The following is a 13,305-nucleotide window of genomic DNA, read 5'->3' as shown; positions in this document are numbered from 1 at the left end:
CCCCTCCCTCAGCCGCCGAGCAGCATGACGACGCCGAACAGGACCGTGCCGACGACCTGCACCACCGCGGCGACGGCCAGGAGCTTGGGCTGGTTGATCGGGACGCTGCCCATGGTCTCGCCGGTGCGCGCGTTGACCGCGACGTAGTGCAGGAACGACCGGCCGCCGGACTTCGTCTGGTGGTAGCTGTACAGCCACACGGGCAGGTACGCCGACACCCACCGCTGCCCGACGACGTCGACGCGCTCGTGGTCCCAGCGCACGCCGCGGTCGTAGAACGCGAGCGTCTCGTTGGCCTGGTGGCGCGCGATGTCCTGCGCCTGGACCGTCGCGAGCGGCGTGAGGTCCCCGACGTTCGTGTCGCGCTTCTCCGACGCGAAGCCGCGCAGGTAGTTGGAGTCGTAGCGGACGCCGTTCTCGACGTCGAACGGCAGGATCGTGTTGATGATGTTGTTCGAGTTGACCGACGTGCGCCGGTCGAGCCGCTCGCGCGAGGACTCGACCGTGAGGTCGTCGATGTGGATGTCGAACTCGCGCGCGACGTCGTAGAGGTCGGCGTCGTAGCGGCGCACCTGCCGGTCGCCCTGCTTGACCGTGTACGACCGCGTCTCGTGCTCGCCCTGGCCCTGCATCGACGCGTGCGCGTTGATGTCCACGACCATGTAGGGCAGGTAGACGCCCATGACGTTGGTCGGGTCGAACTCGCGCTTGAACCGCGGGTGCGCGAAGAACTGCCGCTTGCGCACGAAGGCCCCGATCCGCTCGACCGCCTCGGCCTTGGGCAGCTTGAACGGCAGCACCATGTCGGGCACCGCGCCGTTGGGGATCTGCTGGTTCATCGAGAGCGTGTTGCGGCACCAGTGGCAGCGCGCCTGGGTGCTCTCGTTCGTGTCGACCACCACCTCCGCCCCGCATGCCGTGCACCGGAACGTGAGGACCTCGGCCGTCGACGGGATGATGTCCGCCGACCCGGAGCCGATGACGACCCCCGTGAGCGCGCCGATCTCCCCGTCGAGGCCGAACTGCTCGAGCGCGCTCACGCTCCGCCACTCGTGCCGGCAGTACGCGCAGCGCAGGTTGCCCGTCGCCGGGTTGAGCCCGATCTCGGTCGACCCGCAGCGCTCGCACCGCGTGAGGCCGTCCTTCGCGCCCGCGTCGGTTCGCACGACCTGCGGGCCGGGCGGTGGCGGCGGTGGCGGCGGGAACCCCGGCAGCGCGACGGGCGCGCCCGACGTCGGCGGGGGCGGCGGAGGGTACGCGGCGCCGCCCGGAGGCGGCGGCGGTGGCGGGGGCGGCGGAGGGGTCGGCGGCGCCGTCCCTCCCGCCCGGTCGAGGTGGTCCATGTCCAGGTCCTAGAGGCCGAGGACCTTGGCCTTGGCGGCGTCGTAGTCCGCCTGCGTGATGAGGTCCTGGTCGAGCATCGCCTTGAGCTGCGTGAGCTTGGCCACCGGGTCCTCGGCCGGCGCCGCGGGCGGCGGCGGGGGCGGCGGAGGCGTGTCCGACGGCGTCTGCTGCTGAGCCTGCTGCGCCTGCTGGAAGGCCGGGGGCGTGCTCGGCTGCTGCAGGCCGGACGCCGCGGCGCCCGTCGCGCCGACGCCCATCCCGAGCACGGCCATGCCCGCGCCGCCGCCACCGTTCTCGCCGGCCGCCTGGAAGCCGCGCGCGGCCGCCTGCTGCATGAAGGAGTTGCCCCGGGAACCGCCGAGCGCGTCCGCCTTCTTGACGTCGCTGAGCAGCGCGCGCGTGTCCTCGTCGTACTCGATCGCCTGGAGGACGACCTTGACGATGGTGAGGCCGCGCGCCGTCGTCCACTGGTAGTTCTCCTCGACGGCGAACGCGAGGGACTGCGCGAAGCCGATCGAGTCGCCCTGGATCCGCGCGATGCGGTTCCCCTTGCTCGGGTCGTTCGTGTAGTTCGAGAACGCGGCCGCGAGCGAGCCGACCACCTCGTTGAAGAGCTGGCTGGCCGCGTCGTTGTCGAGGTCGGTGAAGTCGAAGACCCGCGGCGTCGCGCTGAGGTACGTCAGCGGGACGAACTGCTTGACCAGCAGGATCGGGTCGACGATGCGCAGCGAGTAGGACCCGCGCGTCACGGCGCCGACCTGGGCGCCGAGGTACGCGTCGTCCCAGTAGATCTCCGACTGCGTGCCGAAGCGGTTGTTCGGGATCTCCTTGAGGTTGACGTAGAACGCGAGCTGCTGCGAGCCCGGCTGGCCGCCGAACTTGAACCGCTCCCAGGACGCCATCACGGTCGGGCTGAGCCCGTCGCCCGCGAAGATCGAGCGCGAGTTCGGGTCCTGCGACGTGAAGATGAAGCCCCCCGGCTCGGCGACGAAGCCGGTGAGCTGGCCGTCCTGGAACGTGAGCAGGCCGTAGCCCTCGGGGACGAGGATGCGGCTGCCGTTGGTGATGATGTGCGCCGAGCCCTGCGTGTTCGACCCGCGGCCGGCGTTCTGGCCCTGGGGCACCGCCGGGAAGATCGCGGCCGTCGGCGCGAGGCCCGGCGGGGGCGCCAGGAAGTCCTTCCACTGGTCGGCGAGCATGCCGCCGAGGGCTCCGGAGAAGGCCTTGATGAATCCCATCGGATCCTCCACGTCATCGCGTGCGGGGCCGCGCCGCCGCAGGACAGCGGTGCTCGGGCCGGCTCCGGGCTCTCGCCACGGCGCCGTCGGGCGCACTCTACTGACCGGCGGCCCGCTCCCGTGAGGGGTTCGGCACAGTCACCCGAACGCCGGGTGTCCTCGTCGGCCGCCCGGGCCGGCGCCGCGCGGCCCCCGCCCTGCGCGTGTCGGTGGCCGGTGCGACCGTGGACCATGCGCTTCTGCGTGACGGTCCCCAACTTCGGCCCCGGGGTCGACGTCGACCTGCTCGCGCGTTGGGCGGTCGACGCCGAGGAGGCGGGCTGGGACGGGTTCTTCCTCTGGGACCACCTGCTCGCCTGGGACCCGGGCCCCGTCGACGTCGTCGACCCGTGGATGGCGCTCGCGGTCGCGGCGGACCGGACGTCCCGGATCCGGCTCGGGACGCTCGTCACGCCGCTGCCCCGGCGCCGACCGGTGAAGCTCGCGCGCGAGACGGTGACGCTCGACCGGCTCAGCGGCGGGCGCGCGGTGCTCGGCGTCGGCATGGGCGGCTTCCCCTACGAGTGGGACTTCCTCGGCGAGGAGCCGGACCTGCCGACGCGCGGCCGCATGCTCGACGAGCACCTGGACCTGCTCGCGCGGCTGTGGTCGGGGGAACCGGTCGAGCACCGCGGGGAGCACTACCGCGTCGCGGGCACGGCGGACCAGCCGTTCAGCGCGCGCCTCCACCCGCCGCCCGTGCAGCGGCCGCGCATCCCCGTGTGGGTCGCGGGGACCTGGCCGGGCACCCGGCCGTTCCGCCGGGCGGCGCGCTGGGACGGCGTCGTCCCCATGCGCGCCGACGGCCCCTGGACCGTCCAGGACACGCGCGACGTCCACGCCGCCGTCGCCGCGCAGCGGGACCCGGGCGCCGGACCGTTCGACCTCGTCGTGCCCGGCGAGAGCGAGCCCGGGCGCACCGCCGACGCCGCTGGTCCGCACGCGGACGCGGGCGGCACGTGGTGGCAGGAGAACGTCCTCCCGTGGCGCTACGGCTGGAGCGCCGGGCAGCCGTTGCCCGCGGAGCAGATGCGCGGACGCATCCTCGCGGGCCCCTGACCGGGCGCGGGCCCGCGGGCGGACCGGTGCGCGCGGTCCCGGGGCCGCTCCGCCGCTACGCCTCGCCGGCGGCGCCGTCCGTGTCGGGGCCCGTCCACCACGACGTCCACCGGCGCTCGGCGTCCGCCGCCCGCTCGGCGTCGGCGCCGTAGAGGCTGAGCACGAGCATGACCTCGCCGTCCGGGGGCGCCGACGCGGGCGGCGTGCGCGCGACCACGAGCAGCGCGTCGTCCTCCTCGGCGACGGTGAGGCCGATCTGGAGATCCGTCTGGAAGAAGACCTCGCCCGAGAACGTGGTGCCGTCCTCGCGGCGCACCTCGTACGCGCCGCCCACGGGGTCGTCCCCGAGCAGGCGCAGACCGAGGCGGCTGAGCAGCGGGGAGTCGTGCGGGCCGAGGTCGAGTCCGTGCGCGGAGACGGTGCGCCGGTCCTGGCCGGGGTGGCGCTCGAGCGCGAACCGGAGCTGCTGCGCGAACGTGATCCAGCCCTCGTCGACCGGGTCGAACGCGCCGTCGAACTCGCCGGTGACGCCGTGGTGCGAGCGCGTCACGCGCAGCCGCGTGCCCTCGTCCTCGGGCGCGACCTCGAACCGGTCGCCGTCCTCCCACGTGAGCGTGCGGGCGGCGTCGTCCGCCGTGGCGCCCTCGCCGAAGATCTGGGTGATCTCGGCCTCGAGGCCGTCGTAGTCCCAGCCGAACCACCGGGCGACGAGCGCGGGGTCGCGCAGGGACGCCCAGACGTCGTCGGGCGACGCCGCGACGTGCGTGTCGACGAGCACGCGTTCGGTTGCCATCGGACCTCCGGGCAGGTGCGGGTGGGTCGGCGGAGAGGCGGAGCGTCGGGCGCGGGGGCGCCGCGTCCGAGCATGGCACCACGCCGCACGGCGCGCACCCGACGCCGGTCCGCCGCGACGGCCGCCTCGCCGGCCCTCGGGCGCCGTCGGGCGCGGAAAGCAGTGGGCGCGCGCCCTCGCGCGGGGGAGGCTGTCACCCATGGGTCACCGCACGAGGACCGAGCGGCCGGACGACGCCGACGCCGTCCGCGCCACCACGACGGCGGCGTTCGGGCCGGACGGCGCGCACGTCGCCCGCGTGCGCACGGCCGACGCGCGCGGCGTACCGCTCGTCGTGCTCGAGGGCGACCCCGGCTACTACGGGCCGCGCGGCTTCGTGGCCGGCGCGTCGCTGGGGCTGCGCCGCCCGTCGCTGCGGATCCCGCCCGCCGCGTTCCAGGCTGTCGCGCTCGCCGCGCACGAGCCGTGGATGACCGGCACCGTCGTCGTCCCCGACGTGTTCTGGGGCCTCGACTGCGTCGGCCTGCGCGCCCCGTCCTCGCCGGACGGCGGGACCGCGCCGTGACCGGCTGGGCGGTGCACCGCGTCCCGGTGCCCGCGTCGCTCGACGCCGACGACGCCTGGGGCATCCACGCCGTCGCCGAGATCTCGAGCGCGGCCGAGCGTGCCACCTGGGGACACGACGACCTCGCCTACACCCCGCAGCACTGCCTCACCTACCTGCGCAACCAGCGGTACGCGGCGCGCCACCAGCTCGTCGTCGTGCCCGAGGGCGTCGACCCGACGTCGCCGGACGACGTCGTCGGGACGGCCGGGGTCGTGCTGCCCCGGGACACGCGGACCGCCTACCTCGAGACCCTCGTCCGGCCCGAGCGGCGGCGGCAGGGCGCGGGCGCCGCGCTGGTCGCGGCGGCGGAGGAGCTCGCGGCGCGCGACGGCCGCACGGCGGTCATCGTGTCGAGCGACCACCGCGGCGAGCCGCCGCCCGGCGGCACCGCCCTCGAGCCGCCGACGGGCAGCGGTCGCATCGCCGCCGACGACGCGTCGGCCGCCTTCGCGCTGCGGCGCGGGTACGCGCTCGAGCAGGCCGAGCGCTACAGCGTCCTCGAGCTCCCGCTCGACCCCGGGCTGCTCGGGCGGCTGCACGCCGACGCCGCCGCGCGCGCGGGCACCGGCTACCGGCTCCACACCTTCGTCGACCGCACGCCGGACCGGTGGCTCGACCAGGTCGGGACGCTCTTCACGCGGATGAGCACGGACGTCCCCGTCGCGGGCCTGGAGGTGGACGAGGACCCGTGGGACGCCGCGCGCGTGCGGTCGTTCGAGGACGACGCCGCCGCGGCACGGCACGGCGTGCTCACGGTGGTCGCCGAGCACGTCGCGACGGCCACCCTCGCGGCGTTCACGCTGGTCAAGCTCCCGCTCGACCAGCCGGAGGTCGTGCACCAGGAGGACACCCTGGTGCTGCGCGAGCACCGCGGCCGGCGCCTCGGGATGCTGGTCAAGACGGCGCTCCTGCGCGAGCTCGCCGAGCACCGACCCACCGCACGCCGGGTCCACACCTGGAACGCCGAGGAGAACGCCGTCATGCTCGCGATCAACGTGGCGCTGGGGTTCCGCCCGCGCGGCGTCTGCGCGATGTGGCAGCGCCGCCTCCCCTGACCGCCGGTCGCGGCGCCCCGAGGAGCCGTCCCGGTCAGGGGCCGGCGTCCGGCGCGGAAGGTTCGGCACACATGCCGACCCGAACCCTCCGCGGCACGGCGGCCTGCCCGCCGCGCGGGCGGCTCCGGCGCGCGGGACGATCGCCGGGTGACCCGCCCGCCGCGCGACCTCGCCGCGCTGCCGCTGACCTACGCCGAGGTGGGCGCCTCGCTCGCCGGGCCGCTCCCGGCCGGCTACCACCACACGCGCGCGAGCGCCGTCGTCGGACACGGCCGCGCGGTACTCGAGCGGCACGCCGACGCCGTCCTGCGGTTCGAGATGCACCGGCGCGCGGGCCTGCTCGTCGACGCGCGCGCACCTCGCGCCGCCGTCGGGGTCGACGTCGAGGTCGCGCTGCCGCTCGGACCGCTGCGGGTGCGTGCGCTCGACCGCGTCGTCGCCGTCGTCGACGAGCCCGACCGCCGCGGCTTCGCGTACGGCACGCTCGCGGGTCACCCCGAGCAGGGCGAGGAGGCGTTCGTCGTGACCATCGACGGCGACGACGTCGTCCGCCTCGAGATCCGCGCGTTCTGGCGGTCGGTGCGCTGGTACTCCCGCCTGGGCGGGCCGGTGACGGTCGCCGTCCAGCGCGCGATCACCCGCCGCTACCTCGCCGTCCGCGTCGCCTGACGCGACCGCCCGCCCGCACGTCCAGCAGCGGCGACGGCGTCCTCGCGACAGGACGCCCCCGCCCCGGGAGGACGGACTCGCGGAGGGGGGCGGAGGCTACGGCACGACGACGACCGCGGCGGGGACCGGGCGCAGCCGCACCCGGGTGCCCGGCGCCGGGAGCGCCGACGCCGCGGCCGCGAGCGAGCTCGGCTCGACGACCGTCACGCGTCCCGCCCCCTCGACGTCGACGACGACCTCGGTGACGCCGCGGCCGAAGCCGGCGCTCACCACCCGGCCGTGCAGCGGTCCGTCGTCGGCGCGCTCGAGCGAGCCCGGGCCGAGCGCGAACGTCCCCGCGCCCTCGCCCGCCCGGCCCCCGGGCCCGTCCGCCGGACCACCTGGCCCGTCCGCCGCACCCCCGGGCGCGTCCGCCGCGGGGTCACCCCCGACGACGCCGCCCCCGACCCCGGCCGCGCGCAGCGCGCCGCCCACGGCCGAGTCGACCCCGACGAAGGCCTCGTACCCGAGGAACTCGGCGACCCGCCGGCTCGCCGGGCGGTGCCACAGGACGACCGGTGCGGCCACCTGGAGGAGCCGGCCCGCGTCCATGACCGCGATCCGGTCGGCGACCGCGAAGGCCTCGTCGTGGTCGTGCGTCACGAAGACCGCCGTCGTGCCGGTGGCCGTGAGGGCCGCGCGGACCTCGGTCGCGAGCCGCTCGCGCAGCGACCGGTCGAGCGCCGAGAGCGGCTCGTCGAGCAGCAGCAGCCGGGGGCGCGGCGCGAGCGACCGCGCGAGCGCGACCCGCTGCCGCTCGCCGCCCGACAGCGTCGCGACCTCGCGCCGGTCGAAGCCGACGAGGCCGACGAGCTCGAGCAGCTCCGCGACCCGCGCGCGTCGCTCGGGGCGCGGCACCCCCGCCATCTCGAGCCCGAACGCCACGTTCCGCGCGACGTCGCGGTGCGGGAACAGCTGCCCGTCCTGGAACATGAGCCCGAACCCGCGTCGGTGCACGGGCACGCCCGCGAGGTCCTCGCCGCCCCAGCGGACCGTGCCGGACGACACCGGCTCGAGCCCGGCGACCGCGCGCAGCAGGCTCGACTTGCCGCTGCCCGACGGCCCGAGCAGCGCGACGACCTCCCCGGGCGCGACGTCGAGGTCGAGGTGGTCGACGGCGGTCGCGACCGAGCCGTCGTCGTCCCGGTAGTGCACGACGACGTCGCGCACCTCCAGGCCCGCCCCGCCCGCCCGCTCCGGCGCGCTCACAGCTCGCCCTGCCCGCCGGGCCGCAGCCGCTCCGCGAGGCCCATGACCACGGCCGTCATGAGCCCGAGGAGCACCGCGGCCGCGAGCGCCATGCCGAGGTTGTCGGCGCCCGGTCGCCCGAGCAGCCGGAAGATCACGACGGGCAGCGTGGGCCGCTCGGGCCGCGCGAGGAAGGACGTGGCGCCGAACTCGCCGAGACTCACGGCGAACGCGAACCCGACCGCGACGCCGAGCGAGCGCGCCGCGATGGGCCAGTCGACGTGACGCAGCACGCCCGCGGGCGCCGCGCCGAGCACGCCGGCGGCCTCGTGGAGGCGGGTGTCGATCGCGCGGAGCACGGGCAGCACCGTACGCACCACGAGCGGCGTCGCGACGACCGCCTGGGCCACCGGGATGAGCACCGCCGAGCCGCGCAGGTCGAGGTCGAGCCCCCACGGCCGGTCGAGCGCCACGAGGAACCCGAACCCGACGGTCACGGCCGAGACCCCGAGGGGCAGCATGAACAGCGCGTCGAGCAGCCGGACGGCCCGGCGGGTGCCGGCGCCGCGCGGTCGCCGCGACGCGACGAGGGCGACGAGCCCGCCGACGACGACAGCGATCACCGTCGCGTCCAGCGCGATCCGCACCGACGTCAGCGCGGCCTCCCACACCGTGACGCTCAGCGCGTTCCGCCCGCCGGTGGTGCCGAGCGCGACGTAGTTGCCGAGCCCCCACCCGTCGGCGGTGCGCAGCGACCGCACGACGACGGTCGCGAGCGGGAGGACGAGCAGCACCCCCACGACGAGGGCGGTGACCGCGACCGCGACGACGTCGCCCGCGCTGCGTCCCGGGCCGCGCAGCGCGGGGCGCGGCAGCGCGACGCGCGGGTCGGCCGTGAGCTGCAGCGCCCGCTCGCGCGACGAGCGCGCACGGCCGGCGAGCAGCAGGCAGCCGGCGACGACCACGAGCTGGAGCACCGAGAGCACCGCGGCGGCGCGCAGGTCGAGGAACTGGGTGGTCTGCACCCAGATCTCGGTCTCGACCGTGCCGTAGCGCGCGCCGCCGAGCACGAGGACGACGCCGAACGCCGTCGCGCAGAAGAGGAAGACGATGGCGGCCGCGGACGCGAGCGCGGGCGTCAGCGCGGGCAGCGTGACGTGGACGAACGCGCGCCACGGCGACGCGCCGAGGGCGCGCGCGGCCTGCTCGGCGCGCGGGTCCAGGCCCGCCCAGAAGCCCCCCACGGTGCGGACGACGACCGCGAGGTTGAAGAACACCAGCGCCGCGACGACGGCCGAGAACGTGCCGTCGATCCCGAGGAACCCGAGCGGCCCGTGCGGCGCGAGCACCGAGCGGAACGCGACGCCCACGACGACGGTCGGCAGCACGAAGGGCACGACGACGAACGCGCGCAGCGCGCGGCGGCCCGGGAAGTCGCGCCGGTGGAGCAGGTGCGCGACGGGAAGCCCCAGCACGAGCGCGAGCGCGGTCCCCACGACCGACTGCGCGAGGGTCAGCCCGACGATCCGCCACGTCCGCGGGCGCCCGAGCACCTCCCCGAAGCCCGAGAGGTCGAGGCCGCCCTCGCCGACGAACCCCAGCCGGAGCAGCGCCGCGACGGGGTAGGCGAAGAACAGCGCGAGGAAGAGCAGCGGGACGCCGGCGGCCAGCCCCCAGGCCAGCCACCGGCGCGCCGCCCCCATCGCGGGTCCTCCCCCTGCCCGGCCCCGCGTGGTGGTCTCAGCCCAGGACGACGTCGGTCCACCTCGCGATCCACGCGTCCCGGTTCTCGCTGATCATGTCCGGCTCGAGCGTGAGCGGCTCGTCGGGGCGCGGTGCGAACGCCGCCCACGACTCCGGCAGCTCGACGCCGCCGTCGACGGGGTAGACGTACATGCTCTCGGGGATGTCCGCCTGGACCTCCGGGCTGAGCAGCCAGTCGACGACCTGCTGCGCGCCCTCGGGGTTCGCCGCGCCCGCGAGCACGCCCGCGTACTCGACCTGGCGGAAGCACGTGTCCAGCAGCGCGCCCGTCGGGGCCGTCTCCGCGCCCTCGGCCACCTCGTACGGCGGCGACGACGCGTAGCTCAGCGCGAGCGGGCGGTCGCCCTCGCTCGAGGGGCCGGAGAAGTCGACGTAGTACGCGTCCGACCAGCCCGAGACGACCTTGACCCCGTTGGCGCGCAGGGCCGTCCAGTAGTCGGCCCAGCCGTCCTCGCCGAAGCGCGCGACGGTCGCGAGGAGGAAGGCGAGCCCGGGCGACGACGTCGCGGGGTTCGTCACGACCAGCAGGTCCCGGTAGGCGGGATCCGCCAGCTGCTCGAGCGTCGTCGGCTCGGCCAGCCCCTGCTCCGCGAACCACTCGTGGTCGACGTTGATGCACACGTCGCCCACGTCGACCGCGGTGAGGTGGTGGTCGTCGTCGACGGCGTACTGCGCGGCGTCGGCGGGCTCGGCCGGGCTCTCGTACGGCTCGAGGACGCCCTCGGCGACCGCGCGGCTCGCGAAGGTGCTGTCGATCCCGTAGACGACGTCGCCCAGCGGGGCGTCCTTCGTGAGGATCAGCTGGTTGACGAGCGCGCCGCCGTCGCCGGGCGCGCGGGTCTCGAGCGTGAGGCCCGTCTCCTCCTCGAACGCCGCGATCGTCTCGTCGCTCAGCGCGAACGAGTCGTGCGTGACGAGGACGACGGTGCCGCCCGGCGACGCCCCGGCGTCGGGTGAGCGGCCGGGCTCGGCGTCGTCGTCGGCGCCGATGGCCGAGCACGCGGCGAGCGGCAGCAGCGCGAGCACGGCGACGGGCGCGAGCCGGCGACGGCCCGTGCGCTGGTGGTCGGCGAGGGTTCTCGCCATGGCTCCTCCTCTGGTGGCAGGAGGGGGACGCCACCCCGCCGCCGCGGGCGCGAGCGCACCCGTGGACGACGCGGCCGACGTCGAAGACGTCCCGACTCCCTACGCCGGCATCACCCGGATCAGGTTCGAGGGTCTGCGGTCACCCGCACTCTCAGCGTCCGTGCCCGGTCTCCCGGCGACGCTCCCCTGTCGTTCGGGGCGAGCCTACCGCCGTCGGCGGCCGGGACAGGTCGCGCGCGGCTGGATACGCTCACGGCACCGGGCCCCGCCACCCACGGAGGACGACCATGTCGCTCGTCGCACAGCTCTTCGCCGGGACCCACGCGGAGGCGCTCGCCCGCGCGGACGCCCTCGACGCGGGCGACGAGCCCGACGACGCGACGTCGGCGCTCGACGTCGCCCTGACTCCCGTCGACCTCGAGGTGCTCGGCGAGATCGCGGCGAAGGCGGTGCGCTTCGGCAGCGGCGACCTCGAGGTCGCCGAGGTCGACCTCGACCACGAGCTCCTCTTCCGCCTCCCGCCCTTCCTGTGCGAGGTGCTCGCGCAGCTCGACGAGCCCGAGGACCCGGACGCGCCGGGCGAGGTCGCCGAGGCGTGGGCCGCGTCGGAGGAGATGAGCGCCGAGGGCGAGGACCTGCTGCCGCTCGTCCGTGAGATCACGGGCCTCGTCGCGGCCGCGCACGGGGCCGGCCAGGACGTCTACCTCTGGGTCGAGCCGACCTGATCCGGCGCTCGCCGGGCCGGGAACGCCGCGGTGACCTAGCGTGACGCCGTGATCGCCTTCGACGGTGGTGGCGCCGTCTTCGCGGCGATCGGCGTGGCCACCCTGGCCGCCGCCGTCCTGCCGCGCGCACTCCACCGCGCGCCGGTCTCGATGCCGGCCGTGTTCCTCGGCTTCAGCATCCTCGCGTTCACGCTGCTGCCCGCCCTGCCGGACCCGGACCCTGTCGCGCACCACCCCGTCGCGCTCCATCTCACCGAGGTGTGCGTCGTCGTCTCGCTCATGGGTGCGGGGCTGGCGATCAACCGGCCCCTGGGCTGGCGGCGCTGGGGCACCACGTGGCGGCTGCTCGGCATCACGATGCCGCTCTCGATCCTCGCGGTCGGCCTGCTCGGCTGGTCGATGCTCGGGCTCGGGGTCGCCTCGGCGGTCCTGCTCGCGGCCGCGGTCGCCCCGACCGACCCGGTGCTGGCGTCCGAGGTGCAGGTCAGCGAGCCGACCGCGGAGCCGGGCCAGGACGACGACGAGGCGCGCTTCGCCCTCACGGCGGAGGCCGGCCTCAACGACGGGCTCGCCTTCCCCTTCACCTACGCCGCTATCGCGATCAGCGTCGCCGGCCCGGCGCTCGGCGGCTGGCTGGGCGGCTGGGTGCTGGTGGACGTCCTGTGGCGGATCGCCGTCGGCGTGCTCGTGGGCGCGGCCGTGGGCTGGGCGCTCGGTCGGCTCTTCTTCTCCGGCTTCGCGCGCCGTCGGCACCTCAGCGAGCACGCCCAGGGCTTCGTCGCGCTCGCGGCGACCTTCCTCGCCTACGGAGCCGTGGAGCTCGCGGAGGGCTACGGCTTCGTCGCGGTGTTCGTGTGCGCCGTCGCGCTGCGCGCCGTCGAGCGGCACGACGAGTACCACGGCGTGCTGCACTCGTTCGTCGAGCAGGTCGAGCGCCTGCTCACCGTCGCCGTCGTCGTGCTGCTCGGCGGGGCGGTCGCGCGCGGCCTCTTCGACGACGTCGGCTGGGTCGAGGTCGCGTTCGCCCTGGTGTTCCTGCTCGTGGTCCGGCCCCTGACCGGGCTCGTCGGGCTGGCCCGCGGCCGGACCGGGCGGCGCGAGCGGGGCGTCATCGCCTTCTTCGGCGTCCGGGGCGTCGGGTCGCTCTTCTACGTGGCGTACGCGCTGGAGCACGGCGACTTCCCGGACGCCGAGCGCCTCTGGGCCGTCGTCGGCCTCGTCGTCCTCGGCTCGATCGTGGTCCACGGCGTCGCGGCGACGCCGGTCATGGCCCGGCTCGACCGCGCCCGCGAGAGGCGCGCGGAGCAGGGTGACGGCGACGTCGCCCACACCGCCGTCTGACGCCCGCGCCGGCGCACCGCCGCACGTCGCGGTCGCGCCGCCGCGGCACTAGCGTGGCCGCAGGATCGATCATCACAGGAGGAAGCGTGCGCGAGTCCGAGAAGGAGACCCTCGTCGCCAAGGGCGCGGGGCTGGCGATCGCCCTGGGCGCGGCGTGGCTCGCCAACCAGGTCATCGACCGTGGGTGGAGCAAGGTCCTCGGTCACAAGCCGCCGAAGGCGGAGGACCCGGGCGACGCCCGCTTCGGCGAGGTGCTCGCGGCCGCCGCGATCACGGGCGCCATCGTCGCGCTCGCGCGCGTGTTCGCCGCCCGCGGCACCGCCAAGCTCATCAAGTAGACCCCCGCACGCACGGCCAC

At 75.8% G+C, this 13,305-nt stretch carries 13 protein-coding genes and 1 riboswitch; of the genes, 7 read left to right on the top strand and 6 right to left on the bottom strand.

The genetic code is table 11. From position 1 onward, the window contains the following. Nucleotides 1–8: 8 nt before the first annotated feature. Together JIG38_RS07255 and JIG38_RS07250 are read right to left on the bottom strand one after the other, a co-directional pair. Nucleotides 9–1,166 carry a TFIIB-type zinc ribbon-containing protein gene (locus tag JIG38_RS07255; protein ID WP_307844660.1) on the bottom strand — a complete coding sequence of 386 codons (1,158 nt, stop codon included), beginning with the start codon at nucleotides 1,164–1,166 and terminating at the stop codon, nucleotides 9–11. A 186-nt stretch (nucleotides 1,167–1,352) separates the two neighbouring features. Next, on the bottom strand, nucleotides 1,353–2,582 hold the full coding sequence (locus tag JIG38_RS07250) for an SPFH domain-containing protein (RefSeq protein WP_199423099.1): 1,230 nt from the start codon (nucleotides 2,580–2,582) through the stop codon (nucleotides 1,353–1,355). A 231-nt stretch (nucleotides 2,583–2,813) separates the two neighbouring features. On the opposite strand from JIG38_RS07250, the gene JIG38_RS07245 reads away from it, so the two are divergent. Continuing rightward, a complete protein-coding gene (locus JIG38_RS07245) occupies nucleotides 2,814–3,680 on the top strand; it encodes an LLM class flavin-dependent oxidoreductase (protein WP_199423098.1) in 867 nt (288 codons plus the stop codon). A gap of 55 nt (nucleotides 3,681–3,735) precedes the next feature. On the opposite strand, the gene JIG38_RS07240 is transcribed toward JIG38_RS07245, so the two are convergent. Beyond that, nucleotides 3,736–4,473: an SRPBCC family protein gene (locus JIG38_RS07240; protein WP_199423097.1), complete on the bottom strand. Its 738-nt coding sequence runs from the start codon at nucleotides 4,471–4,473 to the stop codon at nucleotides 3,736–3,738. A gap of 199 nt (nucleotides 4,474–4,672) precedes the next feature. Between JIG38_RS07240 and JIG38_RS07235 the strand changes: the two genes are divergently transcribed. The 3 genes from JIG38_RS07235 (at nucleotide 4,673) to JIG38_RS07225 (ending at nucleotide 6,804) form a co-directional block, all read left to right on the top strand. Then, nucleotides 4,673–5,038: a GNAT family N-acetyltransferase gene (locus tag JIG38_RS07235; protein WP_199423096.1), complete on the top strand. Its 366-nt coding sequence runs from the start codon at nucleotides 4,673–4,675 to the stop codon at nucleotides 5,036–5,038. Then, nucleotides 5,035–6,135: a GNAT family N-acetyltransferase gene (locus JIG38_RS07230; RefSeq protein ID WP_199423095.1), complete on the top strand. Its 1,101-nt coding sequence runs from the start codon at nucleotides 5,035–5,037 to the stop codon at nucleotides 6,133–6,135. The genes JIG38_RS07235 and JIG38_RS07230 overlap by 4 nt, the downstream gene beginning before the upstream one ends. Nucleotides 6,136–6,282: 147 nt before the next feature. Then, a complete protein-coding gene (locus JIG38_RS07225; RefSeq protein ID WP_307844658.1) occupies nucleotides 6,283–6,804 on the top strand; it encodes a DUF1990 domain-containing protein in 522 nt (173 codons plus the stop codon). A 96-nt stretch (nucleotides 6,805–6,900) separates the two neighbouring features. Here the strand turns inward: JIG38_RS07225 and JIG38_RS07220 are convergent, their stop codons facing one another. The 3 genes from JIG38_RS07220 to JIG38_RS07210 are packed head-to-tail and all read right to left on the bottom strand — an operon-like array spanning nucleotide 6,901 to nucleotide 10,881. Further along, nucleotides 6,901–8,052, bottom strand: a complete 1,152-nt coding sequence (locus JIG38_RS07220) for an ABC transporter ATP-binding protein (RefSeq protein ID WP_199423094.1) — start codon at nucleotides 8,050–8,052, stop codon at nucleotides 6,901–6,903. After that, nucleotides 8,049–9,734: an ABC transporter permease gene (locus JIG38_RS07215; RefSeq protein ID WP_199423093.1), complete on the bottom strand. Its 1,686-nt coding sequence runs from the start codon at nucleotides 9,732–9,734 to the stop codon at nucleotides 8,049–8,051. Before JIG38_RS07215 ends, JIG38_RS07220 begins: the two co-directional genes overlap by 4 nt. A gap of 37 nt (nucleotides 9,735–9,771) precedes the next feature. After that, on the bottom strand, nucleotides 9,772–10,881 hold the full coding sequence (locus JIG38_RS07210; RefSeq protein ID WP_199423092.1) for a thiamine ABC transporter substrate-binding protein: 1,110 nt from the start codon (nucleotides 10,879–10,881) through the stop codon (nucleotides 9,772–9,774). 79 nt (nucleotides 10,882–10,960) lie between these two features. Continuing rightward, nucleotides 10,961–11,079, bottom strand: a riboswitch (TPP riboswitch). 89 nt (nucleotides 11,080–11,168) lie between these two features. Between JIG38_RS07210 and JIG38_RS07205 the strand changes: the two genes are divergently transcribed. The 3 genes from JIG38_RS07205 (at nucleotide 11,169) to JIG38_RS07195 (ending at nucleotide 13,285) form a co-directional block, all read left to right on the top strand. Next, a complete protein-coding gene (locus tag JIG38_RS07205; RefSeq protein WP_199423091.1) occupies nucleotides 11,169–11,606 on the top strand; it encodes a hypothetical protein in 438 nt (145 codons plus the stop codon). A gap of 48 nt (nucleotides 11,607–11,654) precedes the next feature. Further along, a complete protein-coding gene (locus JIG38_RS07200) occupies nucleotides 11,655–12,947 on the top strand; it encodes a cation:proton antiporter (protein WP_199423090.1) in 1,293 nt (430 codons plus the stop codon). A gap of 86 nt (nucleotides 12,948–13,033) precedes the next feature. Next, nucleotides 13,034–13,285, top strand: a complete 252-nt coding sequence (locus JIG38_RS07195; protein ID WP_199423089.1) for a DUF4235 domain-containing protein — start codon at nucleotides 13,034–13,036, stop codon at nucleotides 13,283–13,285. The last annotated feature ends 20 nt before the right edge of the window (nucleotides 13,286–13,305 follow it).

This window comes from Actinotalea solisilvae (assembly GCF_016464425.1).
Classification (GTDB): Bacteria; Actinomycetota; Actinomycetes; order Actinomycetales; family Cellulomonadaceae; genus Actinotalea; species Actinotalea solisilvae.
This window is presented reverse-complemented; position numbering and strand designations above follow the sequence as displayed.

Bases quoted from the DNA above. Each gene is read 5' to 3' on its own strand.
- JIG38_RS07250 (WP_199423099.1), bottom strand. From the start codon at position 2,582: ATGGGATTCATCAAGGCCTTCTCCGGAGCCCTCGGCGGCATGCTCGCC.
- JIG38_RS07245 (WP_199423098.1), top strand. From the start codon at position 2,814: ATGCGCTTCTGCGTGACGGTCCCCAACTTCGGCCCCGGGGTCGACGTC.
- JIG38_RS07240 (WP_199423097.1), bottom strand. From the start codon at position 4,473: ATGGCAACCGAACGCGTGCTCGTCGACACGCACGTCGCGGCGTCGCCC.
- JIG38_RS07235 (WP_199423096.1), top strand. From the start codon at position 4,673: ATGGGTCACCGCACGAGGACCGAGCGGCCGGACGACGCCGACGCCGTC.
- JIG38_RS07215 (WP_199423093.1), bottom strand. From the start codon at position 9,734: ATGGGGGCGGCGCGCCGGTGGCTGGCCTGGGGGCTGGCCGCCGGCGTC.
- JIG38_RS07210 (WP_199423092.1), bottom strand. From the start codon at position 10,881: ATGGCGAGAACCCTCGCCGACCACCAGCGCACGGGCCGTCGCCGGCTC.
- JIG38_RS07205 (WP_199423091.1), top strand. From the start codon at position 11,169: ATGTCGCTCGTCGCACAGCTCTTCGCCGGGACCCACGCGGAGGCGCTC.